The organism is Hydrogenophaga sp. (genome assembly GCF_019635465.1).
Lineage (GTDB): Bacteria > Pseudomonadota > Gammaproteobacteria > Burkholderiales > Burkholderiaceae_C > Hydrogenophaga.
This window is the reverse complement of the sequence record NZ_JAHBZK010000001.1, coordinates 205,853-224,826: the sequence shown is the minus strand read 5'-3', so window position 1 is coordinate 224,826 and position 18,974 is coordinate 205,853. Positions and strand designations below refer to the sequence as shown.

Sequence of the window (18,974 nt, the reverse complement as noted above, 5' to 3'; positions counted from 1 at the left end):
GCTCAGGTGATCCATTGCCCCTGGCGACAGATGCGGCGTCGGCGGCCGGCAGGGGCCATGGCCTGCAGGCCGTCGTGCGCGTCGAGCACGATGAAGTCGGCCGGGCAGCCTTTGTTGAAGCGGCCGTCCCAGGCCAGACCCATGGTCTGTGCGGGCGCCACGGTCACGCTGTCGAGCCAGTCTTCGGCCGGTGCCAGGTGGGCCGCCTGCACGCCCAGTGCCCAGGCCTCCAGCGGGTCGTAGCAGCCATAGGGGAAGAAGGGGTCGGCCACGTTGTCGCTGGCCAGGCAGGTGCGCACGCCGGCCGTGCGGGCTTCACTGAGGCGGGTGATGCCGCGCGGCACCGGCGTCTCGCTCCAGCTGCCTTGCAGGTAGAGGTTGGTGGTGGGCAGGGCGGTCAGCGTGATGCCGGCCTGGGCCACCAGGGCCAGCGTTTGTTGTGCGTCGTCGGCGGTCTGCACCGACAGCGAGCAGGCGTGGCCGCAGGTGACGCGTCCCTGCCAGCGCCGCTGCAGCGTCATCTCGGCGATGCTGCGCAGGCCGGTAGCGTCGACGTGCAGGCCTTCGTCGACGTGAAAGTCCAGCTCCAGGTCGTAGGCCTCGGCCAGGTCGAACACCGTGCGCAGCCGGCGCGGCAACCCGGGATGGCGGTAGATGAAGCAGCCCAGCACGCCACCGCCGGCCTTCACCGCGCGCGCCAGCCAGTGCGCCCATTCGGTGTCGTCGAACTGATCGACCGCGGTGAGCGACACCCACTGGATCTGCAGCCGCTCGCGCCAGGCCTGTCGCAGTTCGGCGATCACGTCCACCGCAGGCGGTCGGTCTGGGGTCATCCAGTCGATGTGGGTGCGCACCGCGCGCACGCCGTGGTCCCAGGCTTCCTGCAGGGCGCGCTGCATGCGTGGGCGCAGCGATTCGCGCGTCCAGCCGGCGCGGTGCGCCGCGATCATGTCGATGGCGCGAAACAGGTCGCCGTTGGCAGCACCGGTGTCCTGCACGGTGTAGGTCTTGTCCAGGTGCAGGTGCAGGTCCACCAGCGGCGACAACAGCAGGCCTTGCGCAGGCGTACCGGCGGGGCAGGGCGTGATGGCGGTGATGTGCTCACCGTGCCATTGCAGGTTGAAGACGGCGTCTGCACCGGCCTTGCCGCCGAAGCCACGCAAGGCGGCGGGGATGCGCACGGCATGGAGTTCGGTGTTCATGCGGATCGCCACACGGTCTGTTCGGTCACGGTGTGGGGCGGTAGTCGGTCCACCTCGTGCAGCAGGGCCGCCAGCTGGCGTGCCGCATCGTCGATCACGGCCTGCCCCTTGGCGGCGCTGGCACCCGTGGCGTCACCGGCGGCGCCCCAGGTGTTGAGGTCTTGCGCCTGCCAGGCCACCTTGCCAGCACCGCTGCCCAGCAAGGGATAGTCGCGCGCGCGCTCGGCCATGGCGTTGGGGAATTCGCGCGCTGCATCCATGTGCACGGTGTGCGGCGCCAGGGCCAGCATCATCGAGGTCTCGACGTCACCGGCGTGGATGCCGAAGCGGTGCTCCTCGTCGGTGAACAGGGCGCGCACGGCCGGTGCCATGGGCAGCGTGAACCAGTTGGTCGACACCACCACGAAGCTGTGCGCCACGCGCAGATCGCGTGCCACGGTCTCCATCAGTGCCACCTGACCGCCGTGGCTGTTGAGCAGCACCAGCTTGCCGATGCCAGCGCGCGCGACGCAGGCACCCAGCTCCATCCAGATGGCGTGCAAGGTGTCGGCCGACAAGGTGAGGGTGCCCGCATAGCGTGCGTGTTCGTTGCTCTTGCCGACGGCTTGCGTGGGCAGGAAGAGCACCGTGGCATCGGGTTTCAGGTGCGGCAGGCAAGCGTCGATGACCCCGTCGACCAGGGTGGTGTCCACGCTCACTGGCAGGTGCGGGCCGTGCTGCTCGATCGCGGCGATCGGCAACACCGCGATCGCCTGCGCGGCGCGACCGCTGGCCTGCAGGTCGGCGAAATCGCGCGCCGTCCAGTCGGCCCAGCGGCGCGAGGGGTTCATTGACATGGGGGCTCCGAGGGGTTCCGGGTGTCTCCGCGTTTGAGTGCGAAGGTTCGCAAATTGCATGCCATGTTGCCGCTGCGGCGGCAGCCGCAAGCATGGTTCAGGCATGGCTGAACGATGGTGTCAGCAATCGTGAATTCTCCTGTCGCGCAGGCGCGCCTACAGTGCCCGCCTGCCCACTGGAGAGCGCCATGCTGCAAGCCCTGATTTTTGACGTCGATGGCACCCTGGCCGATACCGAACGGATCCACCTTGAGGCCTTCAACCATGCCTTTGCCGAGGAGGGCCTCGACTGGCACTGGGACGAGGCGCTGTACACCGAGTTGTTGCAGGTCTCGGGTGGCAAGGAGCGCATGCGCCACTACTGGCAACTGCGCCACCCCGATGTCACCGCGCTCGACGCGGTGGCCCTGCAGCAGACCATCGACCGCCTGCACGAGCTCAAGACGGCCTGGTACGAAGACGCCGTCAACCAGGGGCGGGTGCAGTTGCGCCCGGGCGTGCTGCGGCTCATCGAGCAGGCTCGGCAAGCCAACCTGGCCGTCTCGATCGCCACCACCACCTCGCCGGTGAACATCGCGGCCTTGCTGCGCCACACCATCGGGCCCGATTGGCGCACGCACTTCGCAGCCATTGGCGATGCCTCCTCGGCGCCGGTGAAAAAGCCCGACCCGATGGTCTACCGGCAGGTGCTGGGAGAGATGGGGTTGCCGGCCTCGGTCTGTGTGGCTTTCGAGGATTCGCGCAACGGCTTGCTGGCCGCGCGCGGAGCGGGTCTGCGCACCATCGTCACGCCCACGGCGTTCACCGCGTACCAGCGCTTTGACGGCGCCCTGCGGGTGCTGCCCAGCCTGGCCGAGCTCGACATCGGCACGCTGCAAGCCTGGTGTGCACCGCAGGCGCGCGCTGCGTGATTGCCCGGCGGGCGTCTCAGCGGGTGAGCCAGTCCAGCAGGTTCGCCAGGCGCGGGCCGGTGCTGGTGTCGAAGCCCTGCACGCCGATCTGCTCCAGCACGTCGCGCCCGGCCGCGCTCTGCGGCATGGCGATGAGTTCGGCCTGGATCGCCTTGAGTTGTTCGTCGCTCAGGCGCGGCCCCGCCACGAGCGGAAAGTAGGGCTGCGTTACCGAGCGGTGCAGCACCCGCAGGTTGGACTTCTCCAGGCCGCGCGCCACGCCCGAATACGAGGCCACACCGCCCACGTCCACCAGGTTCTGCTCAAGGAAGAACTTCACCGCGCCCTGTTCGCGCACGTACTGCACCTTTTCCTTGTCGATCAGGATGCCGCGGTCGCGCAGCTCGGCCCGGCAGAACTTGGACATGTACGAGGCCTGCTCGGGCAGCACCCAGCGCTTGCCTTTGGCCTCGGCCACGTTCTGCAGCGGTGAGTCCTTGCGCACGACGATGAGGCATTGCCCCTCGGGCGCGGCACTGGCCACAAAGCGGTAGCCGTGGTCGCGCAGGGCGCGCGCCGGGTAGTCGCTGGGGCGGGCCAGCGCCAGGTCGAAGCGCTGCTGCGCCAGGCCTTCCTCCAGCAAGGCGAACTCGCGCGCAAACACGATGCGCACCTTGCCCTTGAGTGCCTTGCCCAGCGCGTCGGCGAAGGTGCCGTACTTGGCCAGCACCCGGGCGTGGTCGATGCCACCGGAGGTGCCTTCGCTGATGGCCAGGGTGTAGTCGGTGTCGGCGGCCAGGGTGGCGGCGCTCAGCGTGAGGCCGAGCGCCCAGGCGCACAGGCGGGTCGCAAGTTTCATGGTGGGTCGGCGTGCAAGGCCGGGTGACAGCAAATAATGCAATCACCATATTTACATGTGGCGATATATGGGGTGACCCACCGACGACCGGTCGCTCGGGGGGGTTAGTCGTCCAGTGCGTCCAGCGCCTGGCGCAGGCCGTCGGAATGCAGGCGGGCGTGGCGCGGCGGCAGTGGCTCGACCCAGCCCTCGCGGCGCCAGCGGCTGATCCAGCGGCTCACGGTCTCGGTCCGCAGGTCGGCCATGTCGGCCATCTCTTCGCGCCGCGGCAGCCAGGCCAGGCCGTCGTGCCCGGCCAGGGCCTGCAGGCGCAGCAGCAGGTGCAACAGGCGGCGCGGTGCCGACCCCGTGGTGATGTCCATGGACCAGGTCTGTGCCTCGGCGAGCGCGCGTTGCCAGCGGCGCATCAGCTCCTGGGTGACGCCGCGCTGGGTCTGCCCCAGTTCGTCCACCAGGCCCACCGGCAACCGGCACACCTCGACCTCGGTGGCGGCCACGGCGTCTTCGGCGTAGGGCTGGCCCAGCAACGCCTCCTGACCGATCAGGTCGCCGCGCCCGGCCAGGCGCACGATGCGGCGCTCGCCCTGCGCGGTCACGCGCTCGAAGCGCACCACACCCGCACGGATGGTCAGCATGCTGGCGCCGCGCCGGCCCTCACCAAAAATCGGTGCGTCGGCTGCGAAACTGGGCGCCTCGATGTGGGTGTGCAACTGGTGCAGGCCCTGTTCGTCAAGCGCGCCGAACAGGGCGTCGCGGCGCACCGCGCAGGCCTGGCAGGCCTGCGCCTGCGGGTGGGTGGGCGCCTCGCGGTAGAGCGTGATGGGCATGAGCATGGCGCGAGACTCTAGAGCGTGCCCAGGCTGAGCAAGGGGGCGTCGTGCTCGGCCAGCATGGCGGTACCGCGCTCGATGGTGAAGTAGCGAAAGGCCTCGGCCGCGGGCGACAGCACCTTGCTCTGCAGGTGCACCACGTGCCAGGTGCGCATCACCGGCGTGCCCTCCACGTCCACGCGGTGCAGCAGGCCCTGGCGCAGCTCCAGCCCCAACGTGTGCAGCGACAGAAAGCTGATGCCCATGTCGGCCATCACCGCCTGCTTGATCGCCTCGTTGCTGCTCATCTCCATGGTGATGCGCGGCTCGAAACCGTGGTCGGCAAAGAAGCGCTCCATGGCGTTGCGCGTGCCCGAACCGTGCTCACGCACGATGAAGGGGAAGGGCGCCAGCGCAGCCAGCGGCGGGTGGCCGATGCGCAGCAAGGGGTGCTCGGGCGGGCAGACGAACACCAGCGGGTGCGGTGCAAAGGCCTCGCTGCGGGTGGCCAGTTCGGCGGGTGGGCGACCCATGATGGACAGGTCCACCTCGCCGGCCTCCATCTGCGTGACCAGCGCCTCGCGGTTGTTGGCCACGCGCAGGCGCACGTCGATGCCGGGGTGGTCGCGGCGGAATTCGCCCAGCAGCCGCGGCACGAAGTACTTGGCCGTGCTGACCATGCCCACGGTGAGCAGGCCGTGCTCGAGCTTCTTGAAGCGCGCCATGCCGTTCTCGGTGTCGCGCAGCGCACCCAGCATGCGCTTGGCGTGCACCACGAAGTACTCGCCCGCCGTGGACAGCGTGAGGGTGCGGCCCTGGCGGTCGAACAGCTGCAGCCCGACCTGGTTTTCCAGCTCCTTGATCTGCATGGACACCGCCGGCGGCGTGAGGTGCAGCGCCTGCGCGGCCGCGGTCACGCCGCCCCGCTGGGCGACCTCCAGAAACACCCGCAGCTGGCGGAAGCTCAGGTTCATTGTTCAGCTTTGCCTTAACTGAAGACCAAGAAATTCTGACTGGCGTTTATATCAGCTGCGACTGAACATGTGGCCTCGCCGCTGCAATTCGCAGCCCAACCGCAGGAGACAGCCCCCATGAACGCCCCCGTCGACGCCGGCCTCAAGGCCGAGGCCACGCAGATCACCGATGCGAAGAAGCGCTACAGCGCAGGCGTGCTCAAGTACCGCCAGATGGGGTACTGGGTGCCCGACTACCAACCCAAGGACACCGACACCCTGTGCCTGTTCCGCATCACGCCGCAAGAAGGCGTGGACCCGATCGAGGCAGGCGCGGCGGTGGCGGGTGAGTCGAGCACCGCGACCTGGACCGTGGTGTGGACCGACCGCCTGACCGCCTGCGACAACTACCGCGCCAAGTGCTACCGCGTCGAGCCGGTGCCGGGACGCCCGGGCGAGTACTTCGCCTGGGTGGCCTACGACATCATCCTGTTCGAAGAAGGCTCCATCGCCAACATGACGGCCAGCCTGATCGGCAACGTCTTCAGCTTCAAGCCGCTGAAGGCCGCGCGCCTGGAGGACATCCGCGTGCCGGTGGCCTACGTGAAGACCTTCAAGGGCCCGCCCACCGGGCTGATCGTCGAGCGCGAGCGACTGGACAAATTCGGCCGCCCGCTGCTGGGCGCCACCACCAAGCCCAAGCTGGGCCTGTCCGCCCGCAACTACGGCCGCGTGATCTACGAGGGCCTCAAGGGCGGCCTGGACTTCATGAAGGACGACGAGAACATCAACTCGCAACCCTTCATGCACTGGCGCGACCGCTTTCTGTACGTGATGGACGGCGTGAACAAGGCCGCGGCCGCCACCGGCGAGGTCAAGGGCAGCTACCTCAACGTCACCGCCGGCACCATGGAAGCCATTTACGAGCGCGCCGAGTTCGCCAAGAGCCTGGGCAGCGTGATCGTGATGATCGACCTCATCGTCGGCTGGCCCTGCATCCAGAGCCTGGGCGAATGGTGCCGCCGCAACGACATGATCCTGCACCTGCACCGCGCAGGCCACGGCACCTACACCCGCCAGAAGAACCACGGCGTGAGCTTTCGCGTCATTGCCAAGTGGCTGCGCCTGGCGGGCGTGGACCACATGCACACCGGCACGGCGGTGGGCAAGCTCGAAGGCGATCCGCTGACGGTGCAGGGCTACTACAACGTCTGCCGCGATGCGTACACGAAGCAGGACCTGCCGCGCGGCCTGTTCTTCGACCAGGACTGGTGCGACCTGAAAAAGGTGATGCCGGTGGCCTCGGGCGGCATTCATGCCGGCCAGATGCACCAGCTCATCGACCTGTTCGGCGACGACGTGGTGCTGCAGTTTGGTGGCGGCACGATCGGCCACCCGGCCGGTATCCAGGCCGGTGCCGTGGCCAACCGCGTGGCGCTGGAGGCCATGGTCAAGGCGCGCAACGAGGGCAAGGACATCGCCCACGAAGGCCCCGACATCCTGCGCAAGGCTGCGCAGTTCTGCACCCCGCTCAAGCAGGCGCTCGACACCTGGGGCGAGGTCTCCTTCAACTACACGTCCACCGATACCAGCGACTACGCGGTCACGCCGGCCGTGGCGCGCTGAGTTCATTCACCAGGAGACACCGACCATGATGACCAACCCCACCGGCCGCGTGACGCAAGGCCAGTTCAGCTTCCTGCCCGAGCTCAGCGACGACGAGATCCGCGCCCAGATCGCCTACGGTCTGGACAAGGGCTATGCCTGGAGCGTGGAGTACACCGACGACCCGCACCCGCGCAACACCTACTGGGAAATGTTCGGCATGCCCATGTTCGACCTGCGCGACCCGGCCGGCGTGATGCTTGAACTGGCCAACTGCCGCAAGACCTTCCCGCAGCACTACATCCGCCTCATGGCGTTCGACAGCACGCGCGGCATCGAAAGCATCGCCATGAGCTTCATCGTCAACCGCCCGGCCAACGAACCCGGCTTTGGTCTGGTGCGCCAGGAGGTCGATGGGCGGCAGATCCGCTACACGGTCCACAGCTACGCGACCGACAAACCCGAAGCGCAACGCTACTGAGGTCGTCGATGAGCGCGCCGCTGTACGCCATCCCGGGCACCCGCCAGGTCGACGATGCGGCCGAGGCCGGATCACCGACCGAGGCCCCGCCACGCACCGTGGGCGAGGTGCTGGCGCAAAGCCAGGTCGAGGCGGTGCTCGCCGAACTCGACCACGACCTGGTGGGGCTGGCGCCCGTCAAGCAGCGCATCCGTGACATCGCCGCGCTGCTGGTGATCGATCGGCTGCGTCTGCTGCATGGGCTGCAGGCGCAGACGCCCTCGCTGCACATGTGCTTCACCGGCAACCCCGGCACCGGCAAGACCACGGTGGCCATGCGCATGGCGCAGATCCTCCACCGGCTGGGCTACGTGCGGCATGGGCACCTCGTGGCCGTGACCCGTGACGACTTGGTGGGTCAGTACATCGGTCACACCGCGCCCAAGACCAAGGAAGTGCTCAAGAAGGCCATGGGCGGCGTGCTGTTCATCGACGAGGCCTACTACCTGTACCGGCCCGAGAACGAGCGCGACTACGGGCAGGAGGCGATCGAGATTCTGCTGCAGGTGATGGAGAACCAGCGCGACGACCTGGTGGTGATCCTGGCCGGCTATGCCGACCGCATGAACACCTTCTTCCAGAGCAACCCGGGCATGAGCTCGCGCATCGCGCACCACCTGGACTTTCCCGACTACGACCAGAGCGAGCTCCAGCAGATTGCCGACCGCATGCTCGATGCAATGCACTACCGCTTTGCGCCCGGCGCGCGCGAGGTGTTCGGAGCCTACCTGAGCCGGCGCATGGCGCAGCCCCATTTCGCCAACGCGCGCAGCGTGCGCAACGCGCTCGACCGTGCCCGGCTGCGCCAGGCCAGCCGATTGTTCGCAGACCGCGACCGGGTGCTGACCCCCGATGACCTGTGCACTCTCGGGGCCGAGGACATCCGTGCCAGCCGCGTCTTCGCCGAACCCACCACACCGTAAGCCACACACGCACCGAGCGAGGAGACCATGCCCCTGTCACGCCGCACCACCCTCACGCAGTTCCTGATCGAAGAGCGCCGCCGCTTTCCCGAGGCCAGCGGTGACTTCAACGCCCTGATCCTTGACGTGGCCATGGCCTGCAAGGCCATCGCGCGCAGCGTGGCGTTCGGCGCGCTGGGCGACGTGCTTGGCGCGCAAGGCAGCACCAACGTGCAGGGCGAGGCGCAGCAAAAGCTCGACGTGATCGCCAACCACATGTTCGTGCGCGCCAACGAGTGGGGCGGCCATCTGGCGGCCATGGCGTCCGAAGAAATGGACGAGCCCTGTGCCATTCCCGCCGAGTACCCGCGCGGCAAGTACCTGCTGGTGTTCGACCCGCTCGATGGCTCCAGCAACATCGACGTCAACGTCTCGGTCGGCAGCATCTTCAGCGTGTTGCGCGCGCCGGCCGACGCAGTGGCCTCGGGCCGCGAACTCACCACCGCCGACTTTCTGCAACCCGGCACCCAGCAGGTCGCGGCCGGCTATGCGCTCTACGGACCCACCACCATGCTGGTGCTCACTGTGGGCACAGGGGTTCACGGCTTCACGCTGGACCCCAACCTGGGCGAATTCAAGCTCACGCACCCGTCGATCCGCATCCCCGACGACACGCAGGAGTTCGCGATCAATGCCTCCAACGCGCGCTTCTGGGAGCCACCCGTCAAGCGCTATGTGGACGAATGCCTGGCCGGGCGCACGGGCCCGCGCGGCAAGGACTTCAACATGCGCTGGATCGCCAGCATGGTGGCCGAGGCACACCGCATCCTGATGCGCGGCGGCGTGTTCCTGTACCCGCGCGACACCAAGGACGCAAGCAAACCCGGGCGCCTGCGTCTGCTCTACGAAGCCAACCCCATCGGCATGGTGATGGAGCAAGCCGGCGGACGCGCCAGCACCGGGCGCGAGCCCGTGCTGGCGGTGCAACCCGATGGCCTGCACCAGCGCATCGGCCTGGTGTTCGGATCAAAGCACGAGGTCGAGCGCATCGAGCGCTACCACCGGGAGCCCGCCATGGTGAAAGACGACAACCCCCTGTTCGCCAGCCGCAGCCTGTTCCGCGACGCCGCGTGAGCTCGCACGCACAACGCAGAACGCACAACGCACAACAACCATGTCCGAACGCCACCCCATCATCGCCATCACCGGCTCCAGCGGTGCCGGCACCTCCACCGTCACGCGCACCTTCGAGAACATCTTTCGCCGCGAGGGCGTGCGTGCCGCCGTCGTGGAAGGCGACAGCTTCCACAAATTCGACCGCCAGGCCATGAAGCAGCGCATGGCCGAAGCCGAGGCCGCGGGCAACCAGCACTTCAGCCACTTCGGCCCCGACTCCAACCTGTTCGGTGAGATCGAGAACCTGTTTCGCACCTACGCCGCCAGCGGCACCGGGCGCCACCGCAAGTACCTGCACAACGACCAGGAAGCCGCGCCCTACCAGCAGCCGCCCGGCACCTTCACGGCCTGGGAGCCCTTGCCCGATGGCACCGACATGCTGTTCTACGAAGGGCTGCACGGCGCGGTGGTCACGCCCGAGGTCAACGTGGCGCAGTTCCCCGACCTGCTCATTGGCGTGGTGCCGGTGATCAACCTGGAGTGGATCCAGAAGCTCTGGCGCGACAAGCACATGCGGGGCTACACCGCCGAAGCGGTGACCGACACCATCCTGCGTCGCATGCCCGACTACGTGCACTACATCTGCCCGCAGTTCCAGCACACGCACGTGAACTTCCAGCGTGTGCCGGTGGTGGACACCAGCGACCCCTTCATCGCGCGCGACGTGCCCACCGCCGACGAAAGCATGGTCGTCATCCGTTTCGCCCAGCCCAAGGGCATCGACTTTCCCTACCTGCTCAACATGATCAACAACTCGTGGATGAGCCGCGCCAACACCATCGTGGTGCCGGGCGGCAAGATGGAGCTGGCCATGCAGCTCATCTTCACGCCCTTCATCTGGCGAATGATGGAGCGCAAGAAGCGCGCGCTGGGGCTGGCATGAACGCACGGCTGCCCCTCCCACCCGAGCCGGCGCTGGCGCGCCGCATGGCCAACGCCATCCGCATGCTGGCGGTCGACGCGGTCGAGCAAGCCAAAAGCGGCCACCCCGGCGCGCCCATGGGCATGGCCGACATCGCCGAGGTGCTGTGGCACCGCCACCTGCGCCACAACCCGGCCAACCCGCACTGGGCCGACCGCGACCGCTTCGTGCTCAGCAACGGTCACGGCTCCATGCTGATCTACGCGCTGCTGCACCTCACCGGCTACGACCTGCCGATGAGCGAGCTGAAGAACTTCCGCCAGCTGCACAGCAAGACCGCCGGCCACCCCGAGGTGGGCATCACCCCCGGCGTGGAAACCACCACCGGCCCGCTGGGCCAGGGCATCACCAACGCGGTGGGCATGGCGCTGGCCGAGAAGCTGATGGCGGCCGAGTTCAATCGCCCAGGCCACACCATCGTCGATCACCACACCTACGTGTTCCTGGGTGATGGTTGCCTGATGGAGGGCATCAGCCACGAGGCCTGCTCGCTGGCCGGCACGCTGCGGCTGAACAAGCTCATCGCGTTCTACGACGACAACGGCATCAGCATCGATGGCCATGTCGAAGGCTGGTTCACCGACGACACGCCCCGGCGATTCGAGGCCTATGGCTGGCACGTGATCCCGCGTGTGGACGGTCACGATCCCTCCGCGATCGAGGCCGCGCTGGTGGCGGCCAAGTCCCAGGCCCTGCGCCCGGACGGCAAGCCCACCTTGATCTGCTGTCAGACCGTGATCGGCAAGGGTTCGCCCCACAAGGCCGGCACACACGACGTGCATGGCGCGGCACTGGGTGCCGCCGAGGTGCAGGCGACGCGCGAGGCGCTGGGCTGGACGCACCCGCCTTTCGAGTTGCCGCAGGACGTGGCGCGTGCCTGGCACGCGGTGGACCGCGGTCAGGCGATGGAAGACGAATGGCAACGGCGCTTTGCGCTGTACCGCGCCAGCCACCCGGCGCTGGCCGATGCCTTTGAGCAGCGCATGCAAGGTGCCTTGCCCGCGATGTGGGCGCAGCAGTTGCCGGCGCTGCTGGCCGGCCTGGCCGCGCACGACAATGTGGCCACGCGCAAGGCCAGTCAGCTGGCCCTCGATGCCATGGCCCCGTTGTTGCCGGCCCTGTTCGGCGGCAGCGCCGACCTCACCAGTTCCAACCTCACCAACTTCAAGGGCTGCGAACGCGCCGGCCGCGATCCGACGGGCCACTTCCGCTGGGGCAACCACCTGAGCTACGGCGTGCGTGAGTTCGGCATGGCCGCGATCATGAACGGCCTCGCCCTGCACGGTGGCTACATCCCCTACGGCGGCACCTTCCTCACCTTCAGCGACTACTCGCGCAACGCCATCCGCATGGCCGCGCTGATGAAGCAGCGCGTGATCCATGTGTTCACGCACGACTCCATTGGCCTTGGCGAAGACGGCCCCACGCACCAGAGCGTCGAACACATCCCCAGCCTGCGGCTGATCCCGCAGCTGGACGTCTGGCGCCCGGCCGATGCACTGGAAACCGCGGTGGCCTGGGCGCACGCGATCGAACGCAGCGACGGGCCGTCGGCCCTGTGCCTGTCGCGCCAGAACCTGCCGCGCCTGAGCGACGTGTCGCGCGTCGACGCCGTGCGGCGTGGTGGCTACGTGCTGGCCGACGTCGAGACGTCGCAGGCGGTGATCATCGGCACCGGCTCCGAGCTGCAACTGGCCTTGCGCGCCCACGAGGCCTTGCTGGCGCAGGGCATCGCCACCCGTGTGGTGTCCATGCCGTCGACCAGCGTGTTCGATCGTCAGGACCGCGCCTGGCAGGACAGCGTGCTGCCCCCGCACCTGCCGGCGGTGGCGGTGGAGGCCGCCCAGCCCGACCTTTGGCGCAAGTACGTGGGGCGCACCGGTGCGGTGGTGGGCATGCCGGGCTATGGCGAATCGGCACCGGCGGCGGTGCTGTACCCGCACTTCGGCATCACGGCGGAGCGCGTGGCCCAGGCGGTGCGCGAGGTGCTGGCATGAGCTTTGGCGCCATCTTCTTCGACCTCGACGGGACCCTGGTCGAGACCGCGCCGGAGATCGCCGACGCGGTCAACGACACGCTGCGCGACTTCCAGCGCCCTGCGGTATCGCAGCGGCAGGTGGACGACTGGATCGGCCATGGCACGCGCGAGCTGCTGGTGCAGGCCCTGGCTTTCACCGACCGGTGCACCACACAGGCCGTTCGAGAGAGCGCACAGTTCGCCCGCATCGAGCAGGCCTTCGGGGCGCACTACCGCCAACGCTGCGGCACCCGCAGCCGGCTCTACCCACGCGTGCGCGAAACGCTGCAAGGCCTGCGCAGTCAGGGCGTTCGCCTGGTCGTGCTCACCAACAAGGAATCGCGCTACACCGAGGTCGTGCTCGACGCACATGGCTTGACGCCCTTGTTCGATCGTGTCGTGAGCGGCGACACGCTGGGTGCGAAGAAGCCCGACCCGGTGGGCATCGTCGACTCGCTGCACCGCTTCGGTCTCGGCCCAAGGTCAGCGCTCATGGTGGGCGATTCGTCGATAGACGTGAACACCGCTCGCAAGGCCGGTGTGGCGGTGTGGGCGGTGCCCTATGGCTACAACATGGGCCAGCCCATCGAGCAGGCACGGCCCGACCGCGTGATCCCAGACATCAGCGCGCTGCTGGCCTGAGCCAGCCAGCGTCATCTCTTTCAGAACGGTTGCACACATGACGATCAAGGTCGGTATCAACGGATTCGGGCGCATCGGGCGCATGGTGTTTCGCGCGGCGATTGCCAACTTCAAGGACATCGAGGTGGTCGCCATCAACGACCTGCTCGAGCCCGATTACCTGGCCTACATGCTCAAGGTCGACAGCGTGCACGGCCGCTTCGACGGCGAGGTCAAGGTCGAGGGCACCAGCCTGATCGTCAACGGCAGGAAGATCCGCCTGACCGCCGAGAAGGACCCCGCCGCGCTCAAGTGGAGCGAGGTCGGCGCCGAGGTGGTGATCGAGTCCACCGGCATCTTCCTGGACAAGGCCGGCGCCGAGAAGCACCTGGCCGCGGGCGCCAAGAAGGTCATCATGTCCGCGCCCAGCAAGGACGACACGCCCATGTTCGTCTACGGCGTCAACCACGACAGCTACAACGGCGAGGCCATCATCAGCAACGCCAGCTGCACCACCAACTGCCTGGCCCCGGTGGCCAAGGTGCTCAACGACAAATGGGGCATCAAGCGCGGGCTGATGACCACGGTGCACGCGGCCACCGCCACGCAAAAGACGGTGGACGGCCCCAGCAACAAGGACTGGCGCGGCGGGCGCGGCATTCTGGAGAACATCATCCCCAGCAGCACCGGCGCGGCCAAGGCGGTGGGCGTGGTGATTCCGCAGCTCAACAAGAAGCTCACCGGCATGTCTTTCCGCGTGCCGACCAGCGACGTGTCGGTGGTGGATCTGACGGTGGAGCTCAACAGCGCGGCGACCTACGCCGAGATCTGCGCAGAGATGAAGGCGCAGAGCGAAGGAGCGCTCAAGGGCGTGCTGGGCTACACCGAAGACAAGGTGGTGGCCACCGACTTCCGCGGCGACGCGCGCACCTCGATCTTCGACGCCGACGCGGGCATCGCGCTGGACGGCACCTTCATCAAGGTGGTGAGCTGGTACGACAACGAGTGGGGCTACTCCAACAAGTGCCTGGAGATGGCGCGCGTGGTGGCCAAGTAAATCTGCCGCTCTTCAACGCAAAAGGCGCCCGCGGGCGCCTTTTGTTTTGGCAACTGGCGATCAGTGCGCGGCGCTGTTCGAGAACAGGTTCACCACCAGCACGCCCGCAATGATCAGGCCCAGCCCGATGAGCGCCGGCAGGTCCAGCGACTGACGGTGCACGATCCAGCCGAGCGCCGACACGAGCACGATGCCGATGCCCGACCAGATGGCATAGGCGATGCCGGTGGGCAGGCTCTTGAGGGTGAGCGACAGGCAGGTGAAGGCGATGCCGTAGCCCAGAATCACGACCACGCTGGGCACCAGGCGGCTGAAGCCATCGGCGGTCTTGAGGGCGGTGGTGGCGATCACCTCGGCCACGATGGCGATGCCGAGGAAGAGGTAGGTGGAAGCGGTGGCGTTCATGACGGTGTCTCGGTGAGTTGCAGGATGCGCTGCAGGGCAGCGTCCACTTCCGCGGCACCGGGGGTCGGTCCGAACACCAGGCTGTACCAGAGGCCGTCGGCCGCCAGCCGGCAGGCCAGCAGCGTGCCCGGGTCCAGCGTGTCGGCCGAGCAGGCTTCGCTCAGGAAGCGCGACCAGCGCGCCTGGTACTGCTCGTCACCCAGCGCCAGCAGCACGGTGGCGCGCCCGGTGCGGGCCACGTCCAGCGCGTTGCTGCGCGAGGCGCGCACATAGGCGCGAATGCGGCGCGCCGGCCCCGGGGGCTCGTCGGCCAGTGCCTGTTCGTACTGCAGCACGAAGCCGCTGAACAGTTGCTCGAACAGCGCATCCAGCAGCAGCTGCTTGGTGCGGAAGTGGTGCTGCAGCCCGCCCTTGGAAATGCCGGTGCGGGCCAGCACGCGGTCGTGGGTGACGGCGGCCAGGCCTTCGTCGAGCAGCACGCCTTGCGCCGCTTCCAGGATGCGGGCGCGCAGCACGTCGGGCTGTTTGGGTCGACTCAGGGCCATGGTTCAAATCCGTCCAGATGGATTGTTAGTGTAGCCGACGAATACCGTGAGGTCACGCGCACGACAGCCTGGATGGCTGAACGGTTGACGCTAGACCGATCGGTCTAGAGAATGGCCGCCATGCCCGCACCCCCGCCCATCGAGCCCCGCGCGCGCGAACGCCTGATCGCTGCCATGACCGACGCCCTGCGCCGGCGCGGCCTGCACGGTATCGGCCTGACCGAGCTGTTGCAGGCGGCCGGCGCACCCAAGGGCGTGCTCTATCACCACTTCCCAGGCGGCAAGACCGAACTGGCCATCGCGGCGATCGACGACGTGGTGGACCGCATGGTGGCGGGCCTGGACGCGCTGATGCAAGCGGTGCCCGACCCGATTCAGGCCACCCGCCAATGGATGGCCAAGGCCACCGACCACCTGATCCGCTCCGGCTTCGAAGTGGGCTGCCCGCTCGCCGCGGTGGGTCTGGAAACCACGCCCGACGACGCCGCGTTGCGTGATGCGTTGGCCCGTGCCTTCGCCCGCATGCGCACGCGCATCGCCATCGCCCTCGCCAACGGCGGGATGGAAGCAGCGCAGGCCAGCCGGATGGCGGCCCTGATCGTCTCGACCTACGAGGGCGGCTTGCTGCAAGCGCGGGTCGCCCAGAGCCCCGAACCCATCACCCAGGCCACACAGGCCTTGCTCGACCTGCTCGACCTGAACCGGAGAACGCCATGACGCCTGCCAATACCCGCCCACAGGCGACCGACATCGCAGCGGAGCGCGTCGATCTGCGCGCTGCCGATGGCTATCCCCTCGCGGCCTACCGCTATCGCGCACCGGGCCAGGCACGTGCCCACCTCGTCGTGGGCGGCGCCACCGCCGTGCCGCAGGGGTTCTACAAGCGATTTGCGCAGCACGTGGCCGCCCAGGGCGTGGACGTGCTCACGCTGGATTACCGGGGCATTGGCGAGTCGGCCCCGGCCTCGCTCAGGGGATTTCGCATGAACTACCTCGACTGGGGCCGCCAGGATCTGGCGGCCGCGGTCGACGCCATGCGCACGCCGGGTACGCCGCTGTGGCTCGTGGGCCATTCCTACGGTGGACACGCCCTCGGCCTGCTCCCGAGGCCCGAACTGGTGGATGCGGCCTACACCTTCGCCACCGGCGCGGGCTGGCATGGGTGGATGCCGCCGCTGGAGCGGCTGCGGGTGCAGTTCATGTGGAACGTGCTGGGCCCGGTGATGACGCGGGTGGCAGGTTATCTGCCCTGGAGCAAGCTCGGCATGGGCGAAGACCTGCCGATCGACGTGTATCGCCAGTGGCGCCACTGGTGCCGCTTTCCCAACTACTTTTTCGACGACCCGTCCATGCGCGACGTGACTGCGCGGTTTGATGAAGTGCGCTTTCCCATCGTGGCAGTGAATGCACTGGACGACGCCTGGGCGCCGCCCGCATCGCGCGATGCATTCATGGCGGGCTACCGGCAGGCCCCGGTCAAGGTGGTCACACTGGACAGCCGCCGCAATGGCCTGGGCCCGATAGGCCACATGGGTTACTTCCGCGCGCGTGCCACACCCTTGTGGAACGAGGCGTTGAAGTGGTTCGATGCACAGGCAGGGCAACAAGCCTCGTCCGCCTGACGCCGGCGCAACCGCCGGGAACCACGGGCGAACCGATCGCCGACTGGATCACCGTCCAAGGATTGGCCGGTGGGTCCCTATCTGATCACGCATTTGCGAACCTCGGCGGATGCTACAAACCGGCATGCGCTGCATTTCCCACATTGCCCACCTGGCCCGCCTCGGCCTGTGCGTGTCACTGCTTTGGCTGGCCGGGGCCGCTCACGCCACCGGCGAACAAGCGGTTCTGGGCCTGATCGTCGGCTATCACGACAATGTCGACGACCTCAACCGAGAAGCCACCGACCGTGGACCCTGGGGTGATCGGCGCCTGCGTGAGCAGGCGGCCTGGCACCGAGCGGTCAAACGCTCGCGCGAACACACCGCAGAGGTGGCCAAGGCCGCCGACCTGCCGGTCGACAGCGTGGGAGAGGCCGGACGGGCCGCGCTCATTCGCTTGCAGCGGCCATTGAAAGGGCGTGAACTGCGTGACGCCATGCGGCGACTGCGACTGCACCCCGATGTGGCCTGGGTGGAGCCCAACGTGCTGGAGCGCAATCAGCTCGTGCCCAACGACCCGGCCTATGCCGACCAGTGGCACCTGAAGGCCCCCACCACCGTGCCCGACTTTCAGCCATCGGCCCTGAACATGCCGTCAGCGTGGGACATCACTACCGGGGCCGCCACCAACACCGTGGTGGCCGTGGTCGACACCGGGGTGCGGTTTTCGCATCCGGACCTCGCGGGGCGCTTGATCGGCGGCTACGACTTCATCAGCGAACTCTCCGTGGCCAACGACGGCAACGGCCGGGACGCCGACCCCAGCGATCCGGGTGACTGGGTCAGCGCCGGCGACCTGGCCAACCCCTTGTTCTCCGGCTGCGATGTGGACGACAGCTCCTGGCACGGCACCTTCATTGCGGGCCAGATCGCTGCCCTCAGTGACAACAGCACCGGCGTTTCGGGCCTGCACTGGGGTGCCAAGGTCGTGCCCGTGCGCGTGGCTGGCAAATGCGGGGCACTGGTGTCCGACCTGCTGGATGGCGTGCGCTGGGCAGCGGGTTTGCCCGTATCGGGTGTGCCGAACAACCCCAACCCGGCCAAGGTGATCAACCTCAGCTTCGGGGGCAGCACCAGTTGCACGGCGGCCTACCAGAGCATGGCCGACGACGTGCGCAACGCTGGCGCCTTGCTGGTGGTGGCAGCGGGCAACAACAGCGCGCCGCTGCGCCGCCCGGCCGATTGCAACGGGGTCATGGCCGTGGCTGCGGTGCGCCGTGACGGGGCCAAGGCCGACTACTCCAGCTTCGGCAGCAACGTTGCCCTGTCCGCGCCCGGCGGCTCGGGCAGCACCTCCACCACCCTGCTGCTGTCCACCGACAACGCGGGCACCACCGGACCGGGCGCCGACGTCTATGGCTACAAGATGGGCACCAGCTTCTCGGCGCCGCTGGCCTCGGGCGTCGCTGCGCTCATGCTGACCATCAACAGCAGCCTGCAGCCCGGCGACCTCATCGAACGGATGAAGACGGGCGCACGTGCCCACACCAGCTACGTGGGCCCCACCTGCAGCACCACCAACACCGGCGTGTGCAACTGCACCACCAGCACCTGCGGTGCTGGCCTGCTCGATGCCAACGCCTCGTTGCAACTGGCCTTCGGGCCGGCGGCCATCATCGCGGCCATCGGCAACGTCAACGCAGGCGCTACCGTGACGCTGGACGGCCGCTCCAGCGTCGCCATCAGCGGGCGCAGCATCACCAGCTACCAGTGGACCCTGGTCTCCGGGCCGACGACCGTCACCATCCCGGACAGCACCCAGGCCATGACCTCGGTGCAATTGCCTTATCAGGCGGGCACCTGGGTGTTCCGCCTTAAGGTCCAGGACAACCTGGGCGACGAAGGCAGCGACACCGTGGCCGCCGTTGCCTCCCTGCCAGCGGGCGGAGGCGGTGGATCCATGGGTCGCTGGTGGGGGGCGGGCCTCTGGCTGTGGCTCATCGGCCTCATCTGGCGCCAGCGCCGAACTGCGAAAGCCTGAAAGCCCGGCCAGC

General features: G+C 68.0%; 19 protein-coding genes. 12 read left to right on the top strand and 7 right to left on the bottom strand.

The annotated features are described in order from the left end of the window. Positions 1–2: 2 nt before the first annotated feature. Together KF871_RS01165 and KF871_RS01160 are read right to left on the bottom strand one after the other, a co-directional pair. Positions 3–1,202: an amidohydrolase family protein gene (locus KF871_RS01165; RefSeq protein WP_291137071.1), complete on the bottom strand. Its 1,200-nt coding sequence runs from the start codon at positions 1,200–1,202 to the stop codon at positions 3–5. Beyond that, complete coding sequence (locus KF871_RS01160; protein ID WP_291137068.1) at positions 1,199–2,038, bottom strand: creatininase family protein; 840 nt, start codon at positions 2,036–2,038, stop codon at positions 1,199–1,201. The genes KF871_RS01165 and KF871_RS01160 overlap by 4 nt, the downstream gene beginning before the upstream one ends. Before the next feature lie 188 nt (positions 2,039–2,226). Between KF871_RS01160 and KF871_RS01155 the strand changes: the two genes are divergently transcribed. Next, a complete protein-coding gene (locus tag KF871_RS01155) occupies positions 2,227–2,949 on the top strand; it encodes an HAD-IA family hydrolase (RefSeq protein ID WP_291137065.1) in 723 nt (240 codons plus the stop codon). 16 nt (positions 2,950–2,965) lie between these two features. Here KF871_RS01155 and KF871_RS01150 read toward each other — a convergent pair whose 3' ends face one another. The 3 genes from KF871_RS01150 to KF871_RS01140 all read right to left on the bottom strand — a co-directional run bounded on the left by KF871_RS01150 (position 2,966) and on the right by KF871_RS01140 (position 5,570). Continuing rightward, the gene (locus KF871_RS01150; protein WP_291137062.1) at positions 2,966–3,787 is read right to left on the bottom strand and encodes a PhnD/SsuA/transferrin family substrate-binding protein; all 822 of its coding nucleotides are present in this window, start codon (positions 3,785–3,787) and stop codon (positions 2,966–2,968) included. A gap of 104 nt (positions 3,788–3,891) precedes the next feature. Then, entirely contained in the window at positions 3,892–4,620 is a 729-nt protein-coding gene (locus KF871_RS01145) for a Crp/Fnr family transcriptional regulator (RefSeq protein ID WP_291137059.1), read from the bottom strand. Between the two features lie 11 nt (positions 4,621–4,631). Continuing rightward, positions 4,632–5,570: a LysR family transcriptional regulator gene (locus KF871_RS01140; RefSeq protein ID WP_291137056.1), complete on the bottom strand. Its 939-nt coding sequence runs from the start codon at positions 5,568–5,570 to the stop codon at positions 4,632–4,634. Positions 5,571–5,687: 117 nt separating this feature from the next. Between KF871_RS01140 and KF871_RS01135 the strand changes: the two genes are divergently transcribed. From KF871_RS01135 to gap, 8 genes are read left to right on the top strand one after another with little or no spacing between them, the layout of a single operon-like run. After that, positions 5,688–7,175 carry a form I ribulose bisphosphate carboxylase large subunit gene (locus KF871_RS01135; RefSeq protein ID WP_291137053.1) on the top strand — a complete coding sequence of 496 codons (1,488 nt, stop codon included), beginning with the start codon at positions 5,688–5,690 and terminating at the stop codon, positions 7,173–7,175. A 25-nt stretch (positions 7,176–7,200) separates the two neighbouring features. Beyond that, positions 7,201–7,635, top strand: coding sequence for a ribulose bisphosphate carboxylase small subunit (locus tag KF871_RS01130; protein WP_291137050.1), 435 nt, complete (start codon positions 7,201–7,203; stop codon positions 7,633–7,635). 8 nt (positions 7,636–7,643) lie between these two features. Continuing rightward, entirely contained in the window at positions 7,644–8,597 is a 954-nt protein-coding gene (gene cbbX / locus KF871_RS01125; RefSeq protein ID WP_291137047.1) for a CbbX protein, read from the top strand. A 27-nt stretch (positions 8,598–8,624) separates the two neighbouring features. Further along, positions 8,625–9,710: a class 1 fructose-bisphosphatase gene (locus KF871_RS01120; protein ID WP_291137044.1), complete on the top strand. Its 1,086-nt coding sequence runs from the start codon at positions 8,625–8,627 to the stop codon at positions 9,708–9,710. Between the two features lie 40 nt (positions 9,711–9,750). After that, positions 9,751–10,635, top strand: coding sequence for a phosphoribulokinase (locus KF871_RS01115; protein ID WP_291137041.1), 885 nt, complete (start codon positions 9,751–9,753; stop codon positions 10,633–10,635). Further along, positions 10,632–12,671, top strand: a complete 2,040-nt coding sequence (tkt, locus tag KF871_RS01110) for a transketolase (RefSeq protein WP_291137038.1) — start codon at positions 10,632–10,634, stop codon at positions 12,669–12,671. Before KF871_RS01115 ends, tkt begins: the two co-directional genes overlap by 4 nt. Continuing rightward, entirely contained in the window at positions 12,668–13,333 is a 666-nt protein-coding gene (locus KF871_RS01105) for an HAD-IA family hydrolase (RefSeq protein ID WP_291137035.1), read from the top strand. Before tkt ends, KF871_RS01105 begins: the two co-directional genes overlap by 4 nt. Before the next feature lie 37 nt (positions 13,334–13,370). Continuing rightward, complete coding sequence (gene gap / locus KF871_RS01100; RefSeq protein WP_291137032.1) at positions 13,371–14,369, top strand: type I glyceraldehyde-3-phosphate dehydrogenase; 999 nt, start codon at positions 13,371–13,373, stop codon at positions 14,367–14,369. A gap of 60 nt (positions 14,370–14,429) precedes the next feature. Here the strand turns inward: gap and KF871_RS01095 are convergent, their stop codons facing one another. After that, the gene (locus KF871_RS01095; protein ID WP_291137029.1) at positions 14,430–14,774 is read right to left on the bottom strand and encodes an SMR family transporter; all 345 of its coding nucleotides are present in this window, start codon (positions 14,772–14,774) and stop codon (positions 14,430–14,432) included. Next, on the bottom strand, positions 14,771–15,319 hold the full coding sequence (locus KF871_RS01090; protein WP_291137026.1) for a TetR/AcrR family transcriptional regulator: 549 nt from the start codon (positions 15,317–15,319) through the stop codon (positions 14,771–14,773). Before KF871_RS01090 ends, KF871_RS01095 begins: the two co-directional genes overlap by 4 nt. 120 nt (positions 15,320–15,439) lie before the next feature. Between KF871_RS01090 and KF871_RS01085 the strand changes: the two genes are divergently transcribed. The 3 genes from KF871_RS01085 (at position 15,440) to KF871_RS01075 (ending at position 18,961) form a co-directional block, all read left to right on the top strand. After that, the gene (locus KF871_RS01085; protein WP_291137023.1) at positions 15,440–16,036 is read left to right on the top strand and encodes a TetR/AcrR family transcriptional regulator; all 597 of its coding nucleotides are present in this window, start codon (positions 15,440–15,442) and stop codon (positions 16,034–16,036) included. Further along, the gene (locus KF871_RS01080; RefSeq protein WP_291137020.1) at positions 16,033–16,941 is read left to right on the top strand and encodes an alpha/beta fold hydrolase; all 909 of its coding nucleotides are present in this window, start codon (positions 16,033–16,035) and stop codon (positions 16,939–16,941) included. Before KF871_RS01085 ends, KF871_RS01080 begins: the two co-directional genes overlap by 4 nt. A gap of 124 nt (positions 16,942–17,065) precedes the next feature. Beyond that, positions 17,066–18,961: a S8 family serine peptidase gene (locus KF871_RS01075; RefSeq protein WP_291137016.1), complete on the top strand. Its 1,896-nt coding sequence runs from the start codon at positions 17,066–17,068 to the stop codon at positions 18,959–18,961. Positions 18,962–18,974: the final 13 nt, after the last annotated feature.

Bases quoted from the DNA above. Each gene is read 5' to 3' on its own strand.
- KF871_RS01165 (WP_291137071.1), bottom strand. From the start codon at position 1,202: ATGAACACCGAACTCCATGCCGTGCGCATCCCCGCCGCCTTGCGTGGC.
- KF871_RS01160 (WP_291137068.1), bottom strand. From the start codon at position 2,038: ATGTCAATGAACCCCTCGCGCCGCTGGGCCGACTGGACGGCGCGCGAT.
- KF871_RS01155 (WP_291137065.1), top strand. From the start codon at position 2,227: ATGCTGCAAGCCCTGATTTTTGACGTCGATGGCACCCTGGCCGATACC.
- KF871_RS01150 (WP_291137062.1), bottom strand. From the start codon at position 3,787: ATGAAACTTGCGACCCGCCTGTGCGCCTGGGCGCTCGGCCTCACGCTG.
- KF871_RS01145 (WP_291137059.1), bottom strand. From the start codon at position 4,620: ATGCTCATGCCCATCACGCTCTACCGCGAGGCGCCCACCCACCCGCAG.
- KF871_RS01140 (WP_291137056.1), bottom strand. From the start codon at position 5,570: ATGAACCTGAGCTTCCGCCAGCTGCGGGTGTTTCTGGAGGTCGCCCAG.
- KF871_RS01135 (WP_291137053.1), top strand. From the start codon at position 5,688: ATGAACGCCCCCGTCGACGCCGGCCTCAAGGCCGAGGCCACGCAGATC.
- KF871_RS01130 (WP_291137050.1), top strand. From the start codon at position 7,201: ATGATGACCAACCCCACCGGCCGCGTGACGCAAGGCCAGTTCAGCTTC.
- cbbX (WP_291137047.1), top strand. From the start codon at position 7,644: ATGAGCGCGCCGCTGTACGCCATCCCGGGCACCCGCCAGGTCGACGAT.
- KF871_RS01120 (WP_291137044.1), top strand. From the start codon at position 8,625: ATGCCCCTGTCACGCCGCACCACCCTCACGCAGTTCCTGATCGAAGAG.
- KF871_RS01115 (WP_291137041.1), top strand. From the start codon at position 9,751: ATGTCCGAACGCCACCCCATCATCGCCATCACCGGCTCCAGCGGTGCC.
- tkt (WP_291137038.1), top strand. From the start codon at position 10,632: ATGAACGCACGGCTGCCCCTCCCACCCGAGCCGGCGCTGGCGCGCCGC.
- KF871_RS01105 (WP_291137035.1), top strand. From the start codon at position 12,668: ATGAGCTTTGGCGCCATCTTCTTCGACCTCGACGGGACCCTGGTCGAG.
- gap (WP_291137032.1), top strand. From the start codon at position 13,371: ATGACGATCAAGGTCGGTATCAACGGATTCGGGCGCATCGGGCGCATG.
- KF871_RS01095 (WP_291137029.1), bottom strand. From the start codon at position 14,774: ATGAACGCCACCGCTTCCACCTACCTCTTCCTCGGCATCGCCATCGTG.
- KF871_RS01090 (WP_291137026.1), bottom strand. From the start codon at position 15,319: ATGGCCCTGAGTCGACCCAAACAGCCCGACGTGCTGCGCGCCCGCATC.
- KF871_RS01085 (WP_291137023.1), top strand. From the start codon at position 15,440: ATGCCCGCACCCCCGCCCATCGAGCCCCGCGCGCGCGAACGCCTGATC.
- KF871_RS01080 (WP_291137020.1), top strand. From the start codon at position 16,033: ATGACGCCTGCCAATACCCGCCCACAGGCGACCGACATCGCAGCGGAG.
- KF871_RS01075 (WP_291137016.1), top strand. From the start codon at position 17,066: ATGCGCTGCATTTCCCACATTGCCCACCTGGCCCGCCTCGGCCTGTGC.